Consider the following 17196-nt stretch of genomic DNA (forward strand, 5'->3'; position numbering starts at 1 on the left):
GCGTAAATGGGACAATTCAGGTGGATTTGACCAATTGAGGATTTCGGATAATTGTCATTTAAGGCGGGGGCTTGAGTTTCACTTCTTCATCTCTTTCAATGAAAAGTCTGAGCCCTAGAGTGCGCGGCTCTAAAACCAAGATTCTAAAGAAATCCAATGCACACCAAATAGACTCTGATCGGCTAACTCACTCACCGGGCTGGTAGGAAAGAGATTTCAGGCGGGTTTGGTTTTTGCCATTGTACTTAATTGGATACCCGCAAGTTATCAATTCTTAGATAAGGCTTGATCATCTTGGACACCATCAACGACGAGACGTAGAACCACTCTCTCCCTAGGCTTCCATCGTAGTGCTTTCCCAAAAGCTTGAAACGCTCGTGCAAGCAAGCTTCAACAAAATAGCCATCTCTGCAATCCCAAACCCCCTCATACTCGAGGCGGTCTGGCATACTGGCCTTTTTCATACCGTTGTTGCAGTTCTTCAACCTTTGTTTAGGGTTTGCGGTGGAACCAATCTTTCGGAGATCTTTGATCGCTAGCGCACGCATTACATATACTTGTTCGTTTACATGAAACGGGCTCGAATTTCTTTTAGTCCTTCGTTTTCGCGTTACTTGATATCTAGCAACATCAGTCTTCTCAAACTGCGCACAACGCCGCAACTCGTCGGCCAAAGTCGCCATCCACCTTGGCTTTGTTCGAGCATATGTGCATTCTTTATCAACTTGCTTTAACAATTGTATGTCTCGGTCCAACCATTCTACCAGACCAACTATCTCTTTCGTCGAGACAATCCTTCCATGACTTAGTTCAGCTGCCAACATTAGAAGATGCCTGAGCCGAGCAGCAGTACTTGGCGTGAACTTCGTTCGTCGCGGCATTGCACAAAAACTTCTCTGCCATCACAATGAGAAGAGGTTGATGGCATTTGATTTGCTCGTCAAGGATTGCATGTGTGATCAATTATTTGGGTTCGGCTATCCGCATTCAAAGACCTGTAAGACTACTGAAAGCTTCACTGGGGCGTATCGGGCTTGATGCACATTTTGATACACAAAAAGACGGTGGCTATGGATTTTATTCTTTTAAAATAAATAAAAGACAAGACTTTGACGGACTGTCTCTCCGCCATAAACCGAACGAAGCCGAGATCCAGCCGTCTTCTGAGAGCCGCTGATTCAGACTTTTTTCGTTTGACCTATTTTGGTCGAGTCATATCCTTGCAGCTGACTGACCAGCGGTCTTTCTTTCAATAACAAATTACCCATTCGAAAAGGCCGCTTTTGTCGACTGTGTCAGGCGCACGGCGTTTGATGCCGATCCATGCATTGAAGCTGGAGTTTTTGGATGAACGGCTCGGAAAGGCTCTCGGAAAAGTCTGTTCTCGGAACATGGAAACTTGTCGCTTATCGCTTTGACTACGACGATGGCACGCACGAGGAACCATACGGGCCCGATCCGATTGGAATGCTTCACTATTCTGAGGACGGGCATGTATTCGTGCACATGATGGCGGCTGGTAGACAACCTCTTGGTTCGGACAGTTCGACCGCAACAAGCGAGGCCGCCCAAGCGGCACTCGGCAGCCACATCTCCTATTGCGGTACGTTTCAAGTCTCTGACCAAACGGTCAATCATGAAGTACTAGTCTCGGTTTTGCAGGATTTTGTAGGCCTGACCTTGCAGCGAGAAATTGAGGTCGCAAAAGATCGGCTTACGCTTCGTGGCAAGAACGCGACATTTGGAGGGAAACGTGGAACGGCCGTGCTGGAATGGGCGCGTGCAGATTGAAAGGACTTGCTGTCGAGTTTCCCCTGAATGCTGGCCCACAGGATCCCGACGGCGGCTTACTTTGGACAGGAGGAGAGTAATGGCGCGCATTCTGGATTTTTCAGAGCAGAACGTCATGGTGACAGGCGGCTCAAACGGCATCGGGCTCGCCGTCGCGGAAGCGTTCGCAGACGCTGGAGCGAAGGTGACTGTGACCGGCAGAAGGGGATCGGTCGGGGAGTATCAGGCGGACCTTTCCGCCTTCCGATACCATCAGGTGAACATGGAAGACGAAGCCTCGGTAGCTTCCCTGGTCGCCGCGACTGGTCAGGTTGATGTTCTTGTCAACAATGCGGGAACCTTTGTTGATCCTCCTGAAGGCCTCTCACCCGAGGGGTTTGATCGAAACATGATTATCAACCTCAACTCGGTTTATCGCCTAAGCCACGGCCTGTACCCGAAATTGGCCAAACGGCCGGGATGCATCATCAATATCGCCTCGATGTACAGCTACTTCGGAAGCGGATCGGGGCCAGCCTATGCTGCAAGCAAAACCGGCATCGTTGGCCTGACTAAATCGCTTGCGGTCGCTTATGCGCGTGACGGCGTACGGGTAAACGCCATTGCGCCAGGATGGATCCGGACCAACCTGACCGCAGGATCGCAGGCAAACGACACGTTCAGCGCTTCCATCGTCCAGCGAACACCTTTGGCGCGCTGGGGTGAGCCAAAGGAAATGACCGGGACAGTTCTTTACCTTGCATCATCAGATCTGGCCGGATTTGTGACAGGCGTGACAATACCGGTGGATGGCGGTTACAGCGTGATGTAGGACAATGCGTCTACGTTTTCAGGCCGAACTATTCGTCAGAGAACGTATGGCGCCAGCCCCATTCCTACCACCATGGATCACTGTTCGTCATGTCGGTTGGTCGCGCGTGTATTGATTGGGTGATCAGTGGTGAATTGACTGGATGCTGCATTGTATCAAGACAGCGGCGCTTTTATATCTGGCTGGCACATGCTGTGGCTTTGCAAGACAGTTGCGGTGAATTTGACCTACTGGAATAACGCTTCATGATCGATCTGAGTTCTTTTGAACCACTGCGAAAAAGCCGCAATTACCTGATTTTCCAGCACCCTGAACAAGACAACGCGCTGCTCAAGGTCAGAACGGATAAACCGGTTCGCAGTCATTTTGTACCGCGATACGCTGAATGGCGTTATGGCAATCTGCGGCAGTGGAACCGCGAGGCAAATGAGTACCTGGCCGCACTGAGCCGAGGATGCCCCGAAATCGAGCGTCTGGCCCGGTTTATGGGATACGCGTCGACATCAGCGGGGCCAGCACTGGTCGTGGAAAAGATGACCGGCCCGGGCGGCGATCTGGCACCGACGGTGTATCAGGAATTTGTCTCGTACGACGGCGACAAAGACAAAATCCGTGCGCTGCATGATGAATTCATGGATCTTCTGGATGACTTGGAACGCGGCAACATTCTGATGGGCGACATGGGGTTGGAAAACGTTGTTCGCGCTGAACAGAGGGGCGGGCGTCTGGTCGTGATTGACGGGCTGGGTGAAAGGGTTCTTCTGCCTTTGACGCTGTTTAGCAAACGTGCGTATCAGCATTCCATCTTGCGGAGACGCAAGCGCATGTCAGCCAGCTTTGGCGAATTTTGATTGGCGAATCCTCGGCCGGCGAACTCGTGGCCAGCGTGCAGGGTTGATTTGCGGATCAAGCAGGACCGGCCTGCGCTAATTGAACGAAAGGAACGGTAGTGGAGCGTCAGAGGCAGGATCAGTTGAGCGGTGTGTTTTATATCAACCTGGACCGCGTTCCCGAGCGGCGGGAGTTCATGGAGGCCGAATTCGCCAAAGCCGGGTTGAGCAACGCAATTCGATTTAGTGCGACGGACGCGCAGGCAGAAGGGGCGCTTGAGGGGAACGGATACGTCCCGGGAACCGGTAATCGTTGGGGCCTGAAGCAAAGCGAGATTGCCTGTTTTGAAAGCCACCGGGCCGTCTGGAAACAGATCGTGGATCAGGGACTGCAAGCCGCCGCGGTTTTTGAGGACGATGTGGAAATGTCTGCCAGCGCCGGAGGCGTAATTGAGACAATTCTTTCCAATGGCCAAGTCTTTGATTTTGTGAAGCTTGACTATTCTCCCAAACCGTTGCGTTTCGGGCCACAGGAGACCATTGGTGGTGTCATGGCAAGACCGATGCTGGAAATGGCACCCAGTGCGGCTGCGTACATTCTTTCACAGGAAGGGTGCCGAAAGCTTTTGTCGTGGTCGGAAAATTACTCAGATCATTTGGACGATTTCGTATCTATTCCGCGCACCGACTGGCGCATGTTTCAGGTGTTCCCTGCTGTCGGGGTGCAGATGATCTGGTCGAAGCAACAGGGTCAGACGGTGGAAACTGTCAAAGTCAGCGAACGGTCACAGGACAAGACAACGAATAGCGGTCTGGACAAGGGGCCGCTTTGGTTTCGGGTCCGGCGCGAACTGCAGGCTGCGGGCCGAAAACTGCGTTGGCGAATGGGGCGGCAAAAGCGGCTGCTGAGTCAGGGCGGCTATGCAGGGTTCATTCCCTGCTCCGAAGATTTGAGAGTCTGAAGTCTACGGCTACCGGGCCATTCATGTCGTTGAAATCAGTGTTCCGGTCATAATCGTTAACAAAACTGTCAATTTGATATAACCTTGCAGTGTTATGAAGAATTAACGCGCAGGTAATTGGTGTGGGTCAGACTATTTATGAAAAATACGGCGGGTTCAAAACCATCAGCCGTATCGTGATGACATTCTACGAAATGGCGCTGGACTCCGATGAAATCGGAGGGTTCTTCGAAGACATCGACATGCCGCGTCTGATCGATCACCAAACCAAGTTCGTTTCGTCACTGGTCGGCGGACCGGCATCGTTCAGTGATGAACGGATCGAGGCGGTGCATCGGAACCTGAACATCAGCCACTCGGACTTTGACGAGATGGCCGAATTGTTCGGGCAGGCATTGTCGATGCACGGAATGTCGGACGGTGATGTGAAAACGGCGCTGGCTGCAATCGAAGGGAAGCGCGCTATCATCGTGGCGCGGGACGCTGCATGAGTATTCTTGCAATCAATGAACAACTGCTGCGTGCAATCGGGGTAGGAGTGGCTGTTGTCCGTGCCTCAGATTTAAGTTTTGTCTTCTATAATGGACCCTTCAGCGAATGGTTCGGCACGCCAGCCGAAGGACAAACCCTGATGGACTTCCTTCCGGACCTGGATATGCGCGAACTGGAGGATGTGAAACAATCCGGTCTGCGTTATTCAGTGGAGTTGCAGATCAAGCCGAAACGCAGGACCCTGATATTTGCCACGGCCGTTTCCCTTGCCAATGGCCTTTCCGAGCAGGTCCTGGTTGTTGAGTGCCAGAACATCACCCGCATTCGTGAACTGGAAAGCATGATTGACAGCTACTCGACCATGGTGGAACGCAATACGCGCGAACTTGAGCGGGAAAAGGAGCGGGTCGAGCGGTTGCTGCTGAACCTGATGCCTCGTGCGGTTTACGAGGAGTTCAAGACGTTCGGCGTTGTGACACCGCAGCTTTATGAACAAGTGTCGGTGGTTATGCTGGACTTCGTCGGATTCACCGATTTTGCTGCGAAAACAGACCCGACAGTCACGCTGAGCGAGCTGAATGATATTTTCACGGCATTTGACCGCATCGTGGAACAATATGGATGTGAAAGGATCAAAACGATCGGAGATGCCTATCTTGCGGTGTCCGGCATGCCCGATGCGACGCCGGACCATGCAACGGCTGTCGCCCATTGCGCGGTCCGGTTCCTCAGGTATCTCGAGCGGCGCAACGAGACACACCCCCACAAATGGCAGGCCCGTATCGGGTTGGGCATGGGCGCCGCGGTGGGGTCGGTGGTCGGTATCCAGAAATACGTCTACGACGTTTTTGGCCCGGCCGTGAACATTGCGTCCAGATTGCAAGTCTTTGCGAACCCGATGAAAATTGTTGCTCCGGAAGAAATGAAGTATGCGTTGATTGACGAATTTCAGGTCTCCGATCTTGGGCGCGTGGAAATCAAGGGCATGGGTGAAATGGACCTGATCAATGTGACGTCCGGCCTGAGCGTACCGCAACCCAGAAAGGTCTTCTGATCGGGTTCAGTCGTCCTGCGGAACCAGGCCAAGCCCCCTCAGGTAGATGCCGATGCCGGTCTCCAGAAGGTCTTCGGGCGGAAAGGGAGAGCTTGCGCCGGTATTTCGGGCAAACAGTTCCACGACTCCATGACTCATTGCCCAAATATGGGCGCTGAACATCGATGCGGGCGGGCGTTTTTCCGGCGGAATGTGCTTGGACAGCTCACTGGCGGCTTTTTCCAGAACGGCCTTGGCCCTGTTGGCGGCCATCGCCAGTTCCGGGGTCCGGTTCAGGGAAATACCGCTTTCAAACATCGAAATGTAGTGACCGGGATGCTTGCGGGCAAAGGCCAGATATGCACGCCCGGTCGCCTCGAACGCGGCCAGGGCCGAGGGTTGGCCTTTGTCGTATGCGTACTGCATCAGATCCGCAAACATCTCGAACCCCTGACGCGCAGCTTCGGCGATCAGGTCTTCGCGACCGTGAAAATGCCGGTACACTGCGGCAGGCGTTACGCCCGCCGTCTTGGCAGCCTCGGACAGGGTGAACCCGGTGGGACCCTTTTCTTCGATCAAGGACAATGCCGCCTCGATCAGCGCTTGTTTCAGGTTTCCGTGGTGATACCCGCGTTTTGTCATCCAGGCCTCAGGCGTCTTTTGTTGTCATAACTTGTAAAGTAAGCAGGCTGGCCCGTCCAACAACTGCACCATGTTTGCCAGTCAATCGTACGCCTACGACTCCCAGATGTCCGGCCCGCCGCAAATCAGGGGATCGATCTCTCCGATCGCGCTCTTGTCCTTTTCGTCATAGTCCAGCGCGTGCAACACTGTACGAATGGCGGCCAGTCGCGCACGTTTCTTGTCATCCGAGCGGATGATGGTCCAGGGACAGTGATCCGAGTGGGTGCGGCTCAGCGTTTCTGCGATGGATTGGCTGTACTCATCCCATTTTCCAAGACCGGCAACATCGATCGGGCTGAGTTTCCATTGCTTGAGCGGGTCATTTTCGCGATCCAGAAAGCGATTGAGCTGTTCCGCGCGCCCGACATTCAGCCAGAACTTGAAGAAATGAATGCCGTCATTTACCAACCCGGTTTCCAGCGGGGCGACCTGACGGAAAAAGCGCTCCCGTTCTTCAGAGGTGCAAAAGCCAAAAACGTTTTCCACCACACCCCGGTTGTACCAGCTGCGATCAAAGAACACGATTTCACCTGCCGAGGGCAGATGCTGGATATAGCGTTGGAAATACCACTGGCTGCGTTCGGCATCCGATGGTTTGCTGAGCGCCACAACCCGCGCGCCACGCGGGTTCAGGTTTTCGCGAAAGCGTTTGATGGTGCCGCCTTTACCCGCCGCATCGCGGCCTTCAAAGATCAGCGCCACGCGATGATCCGATTCTTTCAGCCAGGCTTGCATCTTGACCAACTCGATCTGCAAAGCCTCCATCTGCCGATCGTATTCCTTGCCCTTCATTTTTTCCGAGTAGGGAAAAGAGGGGTTCAGAATTTCGCGTTTTCCGGCATCCTCAATCGCAGAGCGAACGTCTTTGGGCGCATCATTCCGGTAGTAGTCTTCGATCAAACCTTTGTCCGAACGGGCCATGCCTTACCTCGCGATAAAATCCATACCTGACTATGGATTAGCCGGAAGCCTAACGCAAACCGGCGCGTTGTGCGGCCCGGTCGATGGCCGAGGCAACCTCGGGCGCGGCGACCACTTGCGGCATATGCCCGATTCCATCAAGCAGGATCAATTCCGCAGCGGGGATCTGTTGGGTCAGCGGTTCCGCGTGCCAGTCGGTTTCAACCGTCGTGTCAGCCGTGCCATGTACGATCTCGGTTGGCACGGAAATCTCTCCGTACCGTGGTTGCAGCTCAGTGATCTCGTTCAGCAGGTTGGCGCGTTGCCGTGCATTGGCATGCATTGAATCGGGTCGCATCGTCAGCCCGGGGCCGAAATGCGCGGCGTAGCCTTCCGGGGCTTTCTGCGGCGCGAACACTTCATCCAATGCGCGTTCGACAAACCAGTCCGGCGTGTATGCGGACACGAACGGCAATGCCGCAAGGCGCCCCGTCGTGGTCGAGGCGAGCCGATTGAAACCATCCAGTGGTGTTTCCCAAGGGATGGCTGCCGGCGCGATCAAAACCAGCGCCGAAATGTTCTCGGGCCGGGTCACGGCCCATGCCAATGCAACGGAACCACCATAGCTTTGCCCGGCGACAATGGGTTTCTCGGCCCCAAGCTGGGCGGCCGCACGTTGCAGGATTTCGGCTTGCTCCGTGATGGTTTCGCCATTCGGGTTAAAGCTTTGGCTGTATCCGAGGCCGGGCCGGTCAAACACGATGACGCGAAAGCTTTGTGCCAGGATCGGAGCCAGCGCAACCGTCATGTCCCGCGTGTTTCCGCTGGAGCCGTGGATCAACACCACATCCGGTCCTTGGCCCATGACCACCGCGTGAACCGCAATGCCGTCAACGGTCAGGATTTCCCCTTCGGGCGGAAAAGCGGCCTCTGCGCTTTCCTGATATCGCGCGGCTCGCCACAGGGTGAAGGCCCAGAACAGGGCGAGGGCAGTCAGGAGGATGACGGCAACACGCATCGACCCGCGTCAGGCCCGCAGGTCGGTCATTTCCATACCGATCCGAGTGATATCATAGGGGGTGGTTTCGTAGATTTCGCTGATCCAGTTACCATAAAGCAGATGCGCATGGCTTCGCCAACGGTTCTGCGGTGTCCTTGTTGGATCGTCATCGGGATAGTAGTTCAGCGGGACATTGATCGGCATGCCGTTGGCGACGTCGCGATCGTATTCCTGTTTCAGCGTGTCGCTGTCATACTCGAAATGGTTGAAGATATAGATCGCGCGGTGGGCCTTGTCCTCGACCAGACAAGGCCCGACTTCATCGCTGCCCAGCAAGGTGATCAATCCGGGTGCTGCGTCTATCTCAGCCTGTTTCATCTCGGTCCAACGGCTGACAGGGATCACGCAATCGTCTGAAAACCCGCGCAGAAAGGGCGAGGATGGTTTCAGATTGCGATGACGGAAGCAGCCAAATGCCTTCGCGCCCAGCATGTGTTTCCTGACGCCATGAAAATGGTTGATCATGGCCATTCCGCCCCAGCACACTCCGAAAGTGGAATGCACGTTGGTTTGTGTCCACTGGAAGACTTCACTGATCTCGTCCCAATAGGTGACGTCGTTGAAATCCAGATGTTCAATCGGCGCGCCGGTTATGATCAGACCGTCGAATTTCTCGTCCTTCACCTCCTGAAAAGGGCGATAGAACTCCTGCATATGCTCGGCGGCGGTGTTCTTGGTCTGGTGCTCGGTCATGCGGATCAGCGACAGATCGATCTGCAAAGGCGTTGCGCCGATCAGGCGGGCGAACTGGTTTTCGGTCTGAATCTTCTTCGGCATCAGGTTCAGCAACCCGATGCGTAATGGCCGGATGTCCTGCCGCATTGCCTGATCCTCGGCCATGACCATGACGCCCTCGTTGCTGAGGACGTCAAATGCGGGAAGGTCAGATGGGATCTTGATTGGCATACTGGTCAAGCCTTTGCGGGAACAAGGTAAGTTTGAAAACTATGTTCGGTTGCGGCGGGTCTCAAGAGTGCGTTCGATCAACTCGTCGAAATCTCCGGCGTCCCGGACCGACGCAATCTCACGCGCGGGAATAGTGACGCCCCAATTGTCGGCCATTGCCTGGTAACGCGGCTGGCGGTGCGCCAGAGCCTGCGCATAGGTCCACCTGATGAAGGCATCGGGGTCGACCTCGGTCGGGGCGCAGTCATTCAGGGTCAGGTATTCGTCCCATACGCGGGTCAGAAACTCCGGCTGATAGGACATTGGCTTTGGGGCTTTGTCAAAGCGGCGGATCAGTTCGGAGGTGTGGTTTTCGTCGCCCTTGATCCAGATCATCAGTGTCTGGCCGGACAGTTCTGACAAGACCTGATCTCTGGGATCGCTTGGGTCGACCCACTCGCAGATCGATCCGCCCGTGTCACAGATGAAGTGCGGGTATTTATAAAGCCGCTGAGCCCGGTCGACAAAATACTCGGTATCCAGCAAAGCGTGGATTTCTGCCAGCCGGAACTGTTCTTGCCTGCGGCGATATTCCTGCAGTTCCATTCCACCCAATTCCGGGTCGCCCGGTTTGCCCAGGTATGTCGCGACGGGCTTGAGGTTCTCGAATGAGATGTTCGACCCGATATAGATCGAGTCCGACAGCAGCAGGTCGCGCAGAAAGGGCACCTTCATCGCCTGCGCCTTGGCGTTGTCGGTAATGTACTCACCCATGTAACGGGTCCCGATCCGGTAATCGATCGAGTAGTGAAACCAATCCCCCGAGTCACGCAAAACGTTCGATACGTAAGTCTTGCCCAAGCCCGACATGCCGAAGAACAAAACCTTTTTCCGCGCAGCCTCGCGCCAGTCTTTCGCTGATTTGTAGATCATGACCCGCCGTTCCTTTTGGAACCTAGCTAAATCGGGCAGCGAGCGGCGTCAATCTCGCGGACCCGAGCGGTTGAGGATCAGCAGGCCCAGTGCCAGCACAGCAAATCCCGCAAACGCATTGCGCTGCAGCGTTTCGCCACGAATAACTGCCCCCAGCACGATGGCGACGGGTGGAATTATCAATGTCACCAGCATCAGGTTTCCACTGCCTGCCATCGCCAGAATCCGGTAATACAGCAGATAGGCCCCGGCAGTAGCAATCAATGCGTAATACCCGATTGCCACCCATGCGGAAACGGGCAGGTCAAGCGTCGGGACACCATCCAGAAACAGAGCGAACGGCAGTATCAATATCGTCGACGCCGTCAGCATTCCAGCCGCAGCGACTTGTGGCGGCAGGTCGGACAGGGTTGCCCTGGCCCATGCCCCGGCCAGAGCGTAGGAGACTGTTCCCGCGACAATCGCGATCTGTGCCGTGCTTTGCAGTGAGAAGCTTGTGAAATTTTGAAGTCCAATGGCGATAGTGACGCCTGCAAAGCCAAGCGCAACACCGACGATACGAGCTGGCGTCAAACGTTCGTCGTTGAAGCATAGTGCCGCCACGATCACGCCGAAAATGGCGGTTGCGGCATTCAATATCGACGTCAAACCGGATGTCACATAAAGCTGCCCCCATGCCATCAGCGAAAACGGAATGGCATTGTTCAGCAGACCCATGATCAGAAACGCCCCCCAGACGCGTGGGTTACGGGGAACAGGAAGCCGTTGAAACCAAACCACAGCCCAAAGCACCAGCATTGCCCAGAACACCCGATGCAGAACCGAAGTCACGAAAGGCACCGAGTCCAGCGCGATACGAATGGCAACGAAGGATGCGCCCCAAATCAGGCCCAACAGACAAAGTTCGGACCAGGCGCGGGCGGAGAAGTGTTTTTGAGAAGTCATGGTTTGTGTTCGCACGTCCGGACGTGCACGACGACCCGGATCCTGCGAAAAAAAGACCCCGCACGTCATGCGGGGTCAATTCCGTGTCTTGGCGATCAGTCCAGAGCGTATGTGATCTGGAAGCCCACGCTCCACGCACTGTTGCCTGAGAAGTCTGCCCGTGCCAACGGTCCCGCGCCGTCTGCCGTCGCATCGCCGATATCGGTGTAGCGAACGCCGCCCGAGATCTTGGCCTTTTCAAGCGAGTACGTTCCGCCCAGGCCAATGCTCCAGAACCCGTCGGTCGGCCCCAGGTTGGAAACCGGATTGCCTGACGAGGATTCGTAGCCCAGTGTCACAGCTCCCGAGAATTCTTCCGAGAACTGATATCCCAGACCAAGAGAGTAGGTGAACGTGGCTTCGTCGTAATCGACCAGGTTCGAGGTCGGCGGATAGTTTGGCGGATTATATACCAGCTGAGGCCAGTCGACCCAGCGAATCGAGCCAAACAGAAGGGTCTTAGGCGCCACACCGGTCTGGAAGTCCAGGTTTACGGACTGCGGTGTTTCAATCTCGCTCGACGTGTCGAATGTTGCCACGGTTCCCGGTGTGATCGGGGGGCGCGGTGGAGGGTTCAGCGATTCCGTCTGCGACCAGTCATGGCTGATTTTCGAGTTGTAGGTCAGTGCTACGCGTGCCGCGATCTCGGGTTTCTCCCACGCCACACCAACCACATAGCCAAACGCGATATCGGCATCGGTATCCACTTGATATCCGGCGGCGAGCGGAACGGTAACGGATGCCTCAACACGTTGAGCGCGAATACCACCGATGGCGCTGAAGCCACCGTCGAACTTGTAGCGCAGCAGCGCCGTGATTGCGTCGGTATCAGCCGTTGCTTCCAGAACACCGGAGCGGCCGCCCGGAATTGGGTTCAATGACAACGGGTAATTGTTTGCGTATGAAATGTCCGCCCCGAACGGCTGATCGTACATGACCGCAAAATCAAGCTTGTCGGTCAGTGACGTTTTGAAGCCGAGGTGGGGTGTGAAGAAACTGTTGGCCACATCGCCTGAATCAACGGGCTGGCCCAGGGTGGCAGGATTCAAGCTGGGCATGGTGCCGCTGACGCTTGGGTCGGTATACCCCAAACGGAATTGGGCAACCGTACCTTTTTCGAAAATAAGGTTGATACCCTGTCCGCTTCGGTCCAGCCCCCCAGCCTGCGCGGCTGATGCACCGGCACATATCATGCACGCCTGTAGTAGCGCTCTCTTCATGTATTCCTCCCTGTTTGCCTCATAACGGTCGCTCTGCTTGGGTTGAGTGAATGGCAGAGTGAGCCCCGGTAGTAAGATTTGCGGATACTCGCTTTTCGTTTGTTTTAACGTCAATCGGTGACGGTGCGTTACTGGCTGCGACTATCCGGACTGACTGTTGCCAAACTGTTACGATTCTCGGACCAGACATTCAGAAATATCCCCGAAAAGATTACAGCCGCCCCCACAAGCGTCCAATTATCCAACGGTTCGGAGTAGAGCACCATGCCGACGATGGCGATGGTCGGCAGCCTGGCAAAGTCAAACGGGATGACCACGGTGGCAGGTGCAATCGCCAGCGCGTTGGTGATGCAGAAATGCGCCAGCAAGCCGGCTATGCCGACCAGCACCAAATAGGGCGCGGTCTGTACGCTTGGCAGCCCGATCTCGCCATCAAGACCAGCGGCAGCAAAACCCAGTACGCCTTGCATCGCGGTGAGCCAGAAAACAATGCAGCCGATCTGTGCGGTCTGTGTGAGTTTCTTGGTGGTAATCGTTGTAAACGCAAAGAAAACAGCAGACGCGGCGGCCATAACAAGACCCGGGCTAAGCGGGGCGGCACCGGGACGCGTGACAAGCAGGATTCCGGCAAATCCTATCAAAGCGGACAGCATTTTCAACGCGGTCAGACGCTCGCGCAGCAGCAGTGGGGAAAGCAGGATAACCCAGATCGGCTGGGTGAATTCCAATGCAAAGACCTGCGCCAGCGGAATAACACCAACCGCGTAGAACCACAGATTCTGACCCGTGAAATGCAGCGTATTTCGCAGGGCGTGAAGCCCAAGTCGTTGGGCAGTAACCTGATGCCAATTGGCTGTCAGGGTCAGTACGGTTGCAACGATCGCAAAGCCCACGATGCTGCGATACATCATGATTTCGAAGGTGTCGTGAAACAGGCTTAGTTCGCGCCCGGCGACAGCCATTGACGAAAAGGATGCAATCGCACCCGTCATCCATAGGGCAGCTTTGCCCGTCTGAGTTTTGGTCCCGTTCACGTCAAGTCCATGATGTTAGTGGATCATGCGATTGAAAAGGAACAATAAATTCAAAGGGAAATAAACAGAAAAGCCGGGGTGGACCCGGCTTTTTGTCATTCCCATTCGATTGTACCCGGCGGCTTGGATGTTATGTCATAAGTGCAGCGGTTGATGCCTTTGACTTCGTTTATGATCCGAGTGGCCGTTTCGCCAAGGAATTCATGGCTGAACGGATAGTAATCCGCTGTCATTCCATCCACTGACGTTACGGCACGAAGCGCACAGGCATAATCGTAGGTGCGTCCGTCGCCCATCACACCGACCGTGCGAACGGGAAGAATCGCCACAAATGCCTGCCAGATGTCGTCATACAGCCCGTGTTTGCGAATCTGGTCGATGTAAACTGCGTCGGCTTCGCGCAGAATCGCCAGCTTTTCGCGGGTGATTTCGCCGGGGCACCGAATCGCAAGACCGGGGCCGGGGAAGGGGTGGCGACCGATGAAACTCTGCGGCAGGCCCAGTTCCCGGCCCAGCGCGCGGACCTCGTCCTTGAACAGTTCGCGCAGGGGTTCGACCAGCTTCAGGCCCATCTTTTCTGGCAACCCGCCGACATTGTGGTGCGATTTGATGGTCACCGATGGGCCGCCCGAGAAAGACACCGATTCAATTACGTCGGGATACAGCGTCCCCTGAGCCAGAAACTCGGCCCCATCAATGGTGTCGGCGTGTTTCTGGAACACATCGATGAACAGCTTACCGATGATCTTGCGTTTGGTTTCCGGATCGCTCTGGCCTTCGAGCTCGCCCAGGAACAACTCGCTCTCATCTGCATGAATCAGCTGGATGTTGTAGTTGTCTCGGAACATGCCGACGACTTCTTCAGCCTCGTTCTTGCGCAGCAGACCGTGATCGACAAAGACGCAGGTCAGCTGATCGCCGATCGCTTCGTGAATCAGGATTGCGGCTACAGAGCTGTCTACACCGCCGGACAGGCCGCAGATGACTTTTTTGTTGCCGACCTGCTCGCGAATCTTTTCGATCATTTGCTCGCGGTAGGCGCCCATGGTCCAGTCACCGCTGAAACCTGCCAGTTTCACGAAATTCTCGTACAGCTTCGCGCCCTTGGGGGTGTGGTGCACCTCGGGGTGGAACTGCACAGCATAGAAATGGCGATCGGTGTCGGCAGTGATCGCAAATGGCGCGTTGGGCGAGGTGCCGAACACCTCAAAGCCGGGGGCGATTTCGCTGACATGGTCTCCATGGCTCATCCAGACCTGCTCGTCACCGTCGGCAAACCATTCATTCAGGATATCCAACTGCCCTTTGGGGGTGACAAAGGCGCGCCCGAATTCCGCTGTGCCGTGCCCGCTTTCGACTTTGCCGCCCAGTTGGTGCATCATCACCTGCTGGCCGTAACAGATGCCAAGGATCGGAACACCGTAGTTAAAGATCTCTTGCGGCGCGCGCGGAGAACCTTCCCGCGTCACACTGTCAGGACCGCCCGAGAAGATTACGGCCCGGGGGGCCATTTCCCGAACAAACTCCATCGTGACATTCTGATAGGGGTGAATTTCGCAATAGACATTCAGTTCGCGCAGGCGACGAGCGATCAGCTGCGTAACCTGGCTACCAAAGTCGATGATCAGAAGGCGGTCATGGGATGTATCACTCATGTCCGCGCCATAGGCCAAGCACGGGAATTTCGCAAGTGTAAGGTCATCGTCGTCGTGCAGATCAGGTCGGAAGTGCAGGTTGCGATGCTGACGGGGGATGCTTGCCACCTTGGGCTGACGCTGCTGGTCTATCAGCTTTGGCAGGCGGGCGAGGCAGGGATTCTAAAATCGCGGGGGTGAAACGCGCACTTTGGCCTCTTCATCTCTATCTCATAATTCCTTTCGAGCGGTTCGATTTACCGAAAGCTGACGTTGATCCGGGGCACAAACTATGTCGCTTTTATGTTCCAATGGCCGTTATCTTCCAATGTTCCGAACAGTTGTCACGATAAATAGGAACACAATCTGAAATTACCTGAGTATGGGGAAAGCAAATGGCTGAAGCATCAGCACGTCGCCGGAGTCGCGGTGGGGGCGGAGCCGCCCGCCGGGCAGAGCGCACTGCGGTTCGGATCGAAACCGCCAAGTACATTGAGCGCAATATTCCCAACTTCGAGATTCTCAACGAAGAAGCGTTGGAAATCATCGAGACCAACGCCGAGACCATTCTGGAAGAGGTCGGCGTTAACTTCGTCGACAATCCCGCCGCTCTGGAACGCTGGAAAGAGGCCGGTGCGGATGTCGATGGAGAGCGTGTGCGCATCCCGCGCGGACTGGCCCGCCAACTGATCAAGACAGCGCCCAGCCAGTTCACGCAACACGCGCGCGATCCGGGAAAATCGGTTGTCATCGGCGGCCGAAATATGGTTCTTGCCCCGGTCTATGGCCCGCCGTTTGTGCGTGACGCACAGGGCGGCCGCCGCTACGCGACCATGGATGACTTCAACAAGTTCGTGAAGCTGGCGTATATGTCCAAGTGGCTGCACCATTCGGGCGGCACCGTGTGCGAGCCGACCGACATTCCGGTCAACAAACGCCATCTGGATATGCTGATGGCGCACATGACCCTGTCGGACAAGCCGTTCATGGGATCGGTCACTGATCCCAGCCGCGCGCAGGATTCGGTAGAAATGTGTGAAATCCTGTTCGGCAAAGAGTTCGTTCAGGAAAACACGGTCATGACCTCGCTGACCAACATCAACTCGCCGATGACCTTTGACGATGTGATGATGGGGTCGCTTGAGGTTTATGCGAAGAACAACCAGGCCTGCATCATCTCGCCCTTCATCGTAGGCGGCGCGATGGCGCCGGTTTCGGTAGCCGGCACACTGACTCAGGTTCTGGCCGAGGTTCTGGCAGGCGTTGCCTACAGCCAGATCATCCGCCCGGGTGCACCTGCGATCTTCGGCGCGTTCGTTACTTCAATCGACATGAACTCGGGTGCACCAACCTTTGGTACGCCGGAGGCCGCGCATATCACCTATGGTGCCGGTCAGCTGGCGCGGCGGCTTAACTTGCCCTACCGCTCGGCCGGCTCATTCTGCGGCTCGAAACTGCCGGATGCGCAGGCGGCTTATGAGACGTCGAATTCGCTGAACATGGGGCTGATGGCCGGTGTGAACTTCATGCTGCATTCCTGTGGCTGGCTCGAAGGCGGTCTGGTTGCCGACTTTGAAAAATTTGTCATGGACGCTGACCAGTTGGGTGTTCTTCACCACCTGGCCAAAGGCGTGGCTTATGACGAAAACGCGCAAGCCATGGAAGCCATCCGTGAAGTTGGACCCGGCGGTCACTATCTGGGCTGTGCCCACACACAGGCGAACTTCAAAGAAGCGTTCTGGAAGTCTGACCTGCTGGATTACAAGCCCTACGAGACCTGGGAAGACGAAGGTGGGCGCGACACGAGGCAACTGGCCTCGGCTCGGGTCGAACACCTGCTGGCCAATTACCAGCAGCCGCAACTCGATCCCGCAATCAACGAAGCGCTGAATGCGTATGTGGCGGAAAAGAAAGCCTCGATGCCGGACGCCTTCACCTGATAG

At 55.6% G+C, this 17196-nt stretch carries 19 protein-coding genes; 9 read left to right on the forward strand and 10 right to left on the reverse strand.

The window, feature by feature from the left end:
• Positions 1 to 245: 245 nt before the first annotated feature.
• Complete coding sequence (locus ACR3EQ_RS03600) at positions 246 to 881, reverse strand: GIY-YIG nuclease family protein (protein ID WP_480489743.1); 636 nt, start codon at positions 879 to 881, stop codon at positions 246 to 248.
• 74 nt (positions 882 to 955) lie between these two features.
• Here ACR3EQ_RS03600 and ACR3EQ_RS03605 point away from each other — a divergent pair, with 74 nt between their 5' ends.
• From ACR3EQ_RS03605 to ACR3EQ_RS03635, 7 genes are all read left to right on the forward strand, one after another.
• Positions 956 to 1177 carry a hypothetical protein gene (locus tag ACR3EQ_RS03605; protein ID WP_480489745.1) on the forward strand — a complete coding sequence of 74 codons (222 nt, stop codon included), beginning with the start codon at positions 956 to 958 and terminating at the stop codon, positions 1175 to 1177.
• A 170-nt stretch (positions 1178 to 1347) separates the two neighbouring features.
• Entirely contained in the window at positions 1348 to 1791 is a 444-nt protein-coding gene (locus ACR3EQ_RS03610; protein ID WP_480489747.1) for a lipocalin-like domain-containing protein, read from the forward strand.
• Positions 1792 to 1870: 79 nt separating this feature from the next.
• The gene (locus ACR3EQ_RS03615; RefSeq protein WP_480489749.1) at positions 1871 to 2602 is read left to right on the forward strand and encodes an SDR family NAD(P)-dependent oxidoreductase; all 732 of its coding nucleotides are present in this window, start codon (positions 1871 to 1873) and stop codon (positions 2600 to 2602) included.
• A 245-nt stretch (positions 2603 to 2847) separates the two neighbouring features.
• Positions 2848 to 3453 carry a YrbL family protein gene (locus ACR3EQ_RS03620; protein ID WP_480489751.1) on the forward strand — a complete coding sequence of 202 codons (606 nt, stop codon included), beginning with the start codon at positions 2848 to 2850 and terminating at the stop codon, positions 3451 to 3453.
• A 98-nt stretch (positions 3454 to 3551) separates the two neighbouring features.
• Complete coding sequence (locus ACR3EQ_RS03625; protein ID WP_480489753.1) at positions 3552 to 4394, forward strand: glycosyltransferase family 25 protein; 843 nt, start codon at positions 3552 to 3554, stop codon at positions 4392 to 4394.
• A gap of 122 nt (positions 4395 to 4516) precedes the next feature.
• The gene (locus ACR3EQ_RS03630) at positions 4517 to 4885 is read left to right on the forward strand and encodes a group I truncated hemoglobin (RefSeq protein WP_170616712.1); all 369 of its coding nucleotides are present in this window, start codon (positions 4517 to 4519) and stop codon (positions 4883 to 4885) included.
• The gene (locus ACR3EQ_RS03635; RefSeq protein WP_170616714.1) at positions 4882 to 5940 is read left to right on the forward strand and encodes an adenylate/guanylate cyclase domain-containing protein; all 1059 of its coding nucleotides are present in this window, start codon (positions 4882 to 4884) and stop codon (positions 5938 to 5940) included. The genes ACR3EQ_RS03630 and ACR3EQ_RS03635 overlap by 4 nt, the downstream gene beginning before the upstream one ends.
• A gap of 6 nt (positions 5941 to 5946) precedes the next feature.
• On the opposite strand, the gene ACR3EQ_RS03640 is transcribed toward ACR3EQ_RS03635, so the two are convergent.
• The 9 genes from ACR3EQ_RS03640 to guaA form a co-directional block, all read right to left on the reverse strand.
• Entirely contained in the window at positions 5947 to 6561 is a 615-nt protein-coding gene (locus tag ACR3EQ_RS03640) for a TetR/AcrR family transcriptional regulator (protein WP_170616716.1), read from the reverse strand.
• A gap of 93 nt (positions 6562 to 6654) precedes the next feature.
• Entirely contained in the window at positions 6655 to 7524 is an 870-nt protein-coding gene (ppk2, locus tag ACR3EQ_RS03645; protein ID WP_170619014.1) for a polyphosphate kinase 2, read from the reverse strand.
• A 49-nt stretch (positions 7525 to 7573) separates the two neighbouring features.
• Positions 7574 to 8521: an alpha/beta fold hydrolase gene (locus ACR3EQ_RS03650; protein ID WP_170616720.1), complete on the reverse strand. Its 948-nt coding sequence runs from the start codon at positions 8519 to 8521 to the stop codon at positions 7574 to 7576.
• A 9-nt stretch (positions 8522 to 8530) separates the two neighbouring features.
• A complete protein-coding gene (gene metA, locus ACR3EQ_RS03655) occupies positions 8531 to 9469 on the reverse strand; it encodes a homoserine O-acetyltransferase MetA (RefSeq protein ID WP_170616722.1) in 939 nt (312 codons plus the stop codon).
• A 39-nt stretch (positions 9470 to 9508) separates the two neighbouring features.
• Positions 9509 to 10381, reverse strand: a complete 873-nt coding sequence (locus tag ACR3EQ_RS03660) for an ATPase (protein WP_170616724.1) — start codon at positions 10379 to 10381, stop codon at positions 9509 to 9511.
• Between the two features lie 48 nt (positions 10382 to 10429).
• Positions 10430 to 11326 (reverse strand): DMT family transporter, encoded by an 897-nt coding sequence (locus tag ACR3EQ_RS03665; protein ID WP_480489755.1) that lies wholly within the window; start codon positions 11324 to 11326, stop codon positions 10430 to 10432.
• Positions 11327 to 11421: 95 nt separating this feature from the next.
• Positions 11422 to 12585, reverse strand: coding sequence for an outer membrane protein transport protein (locus ACR3EQ_RS03670; protein WP_170616728.1), 1164 nt, complete (start codon positions 12583 to 12585; stop codon positions 11422 to 11424).
• A 128-nt stretch (positions 12586 to 12713) separates the two neighbouring features.
• Complete coding sequence (locus ACR3EQ_RS03675; RefSeq protein ID WP_480489758.1) at positions 12714 to 13619, reverse strand: DMT family transporter; 906 nt, start codon at positions 13617 to 13619, stop codon at positions 12714 to 12716.
• A 95-nt stretch (positions 13620 to 13714) separates the two neighbouring features.
• Complete coding sequence (guaA, locus tag ACR3EQ_RS03680) at positions 13715 to 15274, reverse strand: glutamine-hydrolyzing GMP synthase (protein ID WP_170616729.1); 1560 nt, start codon at positions 15272 to 15274, stop codon at positions 13715 to 13717.
• Between guaA and ACR3EQ_RS03685 the strand changes: the two genes are divergently transcribed.
• Positions 15257 to 15454, forward strand: coding sequence for a hypothetical protein (locus ACR3EQ_RS03685; RefSeq protein ID WP_170616731.1), 198 nt, complete (start codon positions 15257 to 15259; stop codon positions 15452 to 15454). The genes guaA and ACR3EQ_RS03685 overlap by 18 nt on opposite strands.
• A 194-nt stretch (positions 15455 to 15648) precedes the next feature.
• Positions 15649 to 17193 (forward strand): trimethylamine methyltransferase family protein, encoded by a 1545-nt coding sequence (locus ACR3EQ_RS03690; RefSeq protein ID WP_170616733.1) that lies wholly within the window; start codon positions 15649 to 15651, stop codon positions 17191 to 17193.
• The last annotated feature ends 3 nt before the right edge of the window (positions 17194 to 17196 follow it).

It is taken from the genome of Ruegeria sp. AN11 (assembly GCF_056536005.1).

Excerpts from the sequence above, each read along its gene's own strand:
- ACR3EQ_RS03615 (WP_480489749.1), top strand. The coding sequence starts at position 1,871 with ATGGCGCGCATTCTGGATTTTTCAGAGCAGAACGTCATGGTGACAGGC.
- ACR3EQ_RS03640 (WP_170616716.1), bottom strand. The coding sequence starts at position 6,561 with ATGACAAAACGCGGGTATCACCACGGAAACCTGAAACAAGCGCTGATC.
- ACR3EQ_RS03650 (WP_170616720.1), bottom strand. The coding sequence starts at position 8,521 with ATGCGTGTTGCCGTCATCCTCCTGACTGCCCTCGCCCTGTTCTGGGCC.
- ACR3EQ_RS03610 (WP_480489747.1), top strand. The coding sequence starts at position 1,348 with ATGAACGGCTCGGAAAGGCTCTCGGAAAAGTCTGTTCTCGGAACATGG.
- ACR3EQ_RS03685 (WP_170616731.1), top strand. The coding sequence starts at position 15,257 with ATGGGATGTATCACTCATGTCCGCGCCATAGGCCAAGCACGGGAATTT.
- ACR3EQ_RS03620 (WP_480489751.1), top strand. The coding sequence starts at position 2,848 with ATGATCGATCTGAGTTCTTTTGAACCACTGCGAAAAAGCCGCAATTAC.
- ACR3EQ_RS03660 (WP_170616724.1), bottom strand. The coding sequence starts at position 10,381 with ATGATCTACAAATCAGCGAAAGACTGGCGCGAGGCTGCGCGGAAAAAG.
- ACR3EQ_RS03600 (WP_480489743.1), bottom strand. The coding sequence starts at position 881 with ATGCCGCGACGAACGAAGTTCACGCCAAGTACTGCTGCTCGGCTCAGG.
- ppk2 (WP_170619014.1), bottom strand. The coding sequence starts at position 7,524 with ATGGCCCGTTCGGACAAAGGTTTGATCGAAGACTACTACCGGAATGAT.
- metA (WP_170616722.1), bottom strand. The coding sequence starts at position 9,469 with ATGCCAATCAAGATCCCATCTGACCTTCCCGCATTTGACGTCCTCAGC.
- ACR3EQ_RS03635 (WP_170616714.1), top strand. The coding sequence starts at position 4,882 with ATGAGTATTCTTGCAATCAATGAACAACTGCTGCGTGCAATCGGGGTA.
- ACR3EQ_RS03690 (WP_170616733.1), top strand. The coding sequence starts at position 15,649 with ATGGCTGAAGCATCAGCACGTCGCCGGAGTCGCGGTGGGGGCGGAGCC.
- ACR3EQ_RS03665 (WP_480489755.1), bottom strand. The coding sequence starts at position 11,326 with ATGACTTCTCAAAAACACTTCTCCGCCCGCGCCTGGTCCGAACTTTGT.
- guaA (WP_170616729.1), bottom strand. The coding sequence starts at position 15,274 with ATGAGTGATACATCCCATGACCGCCTTCTGATCATCGACTTTGGTAGC.
- ACR3EQ_RS03670 (WP_170616728.1), bottom strand. The coding sequence starts at position 12,585 with ATGAAGAGAGCGCTACTACAGGCGTGCATGATATGTGCCGGTGCATCA.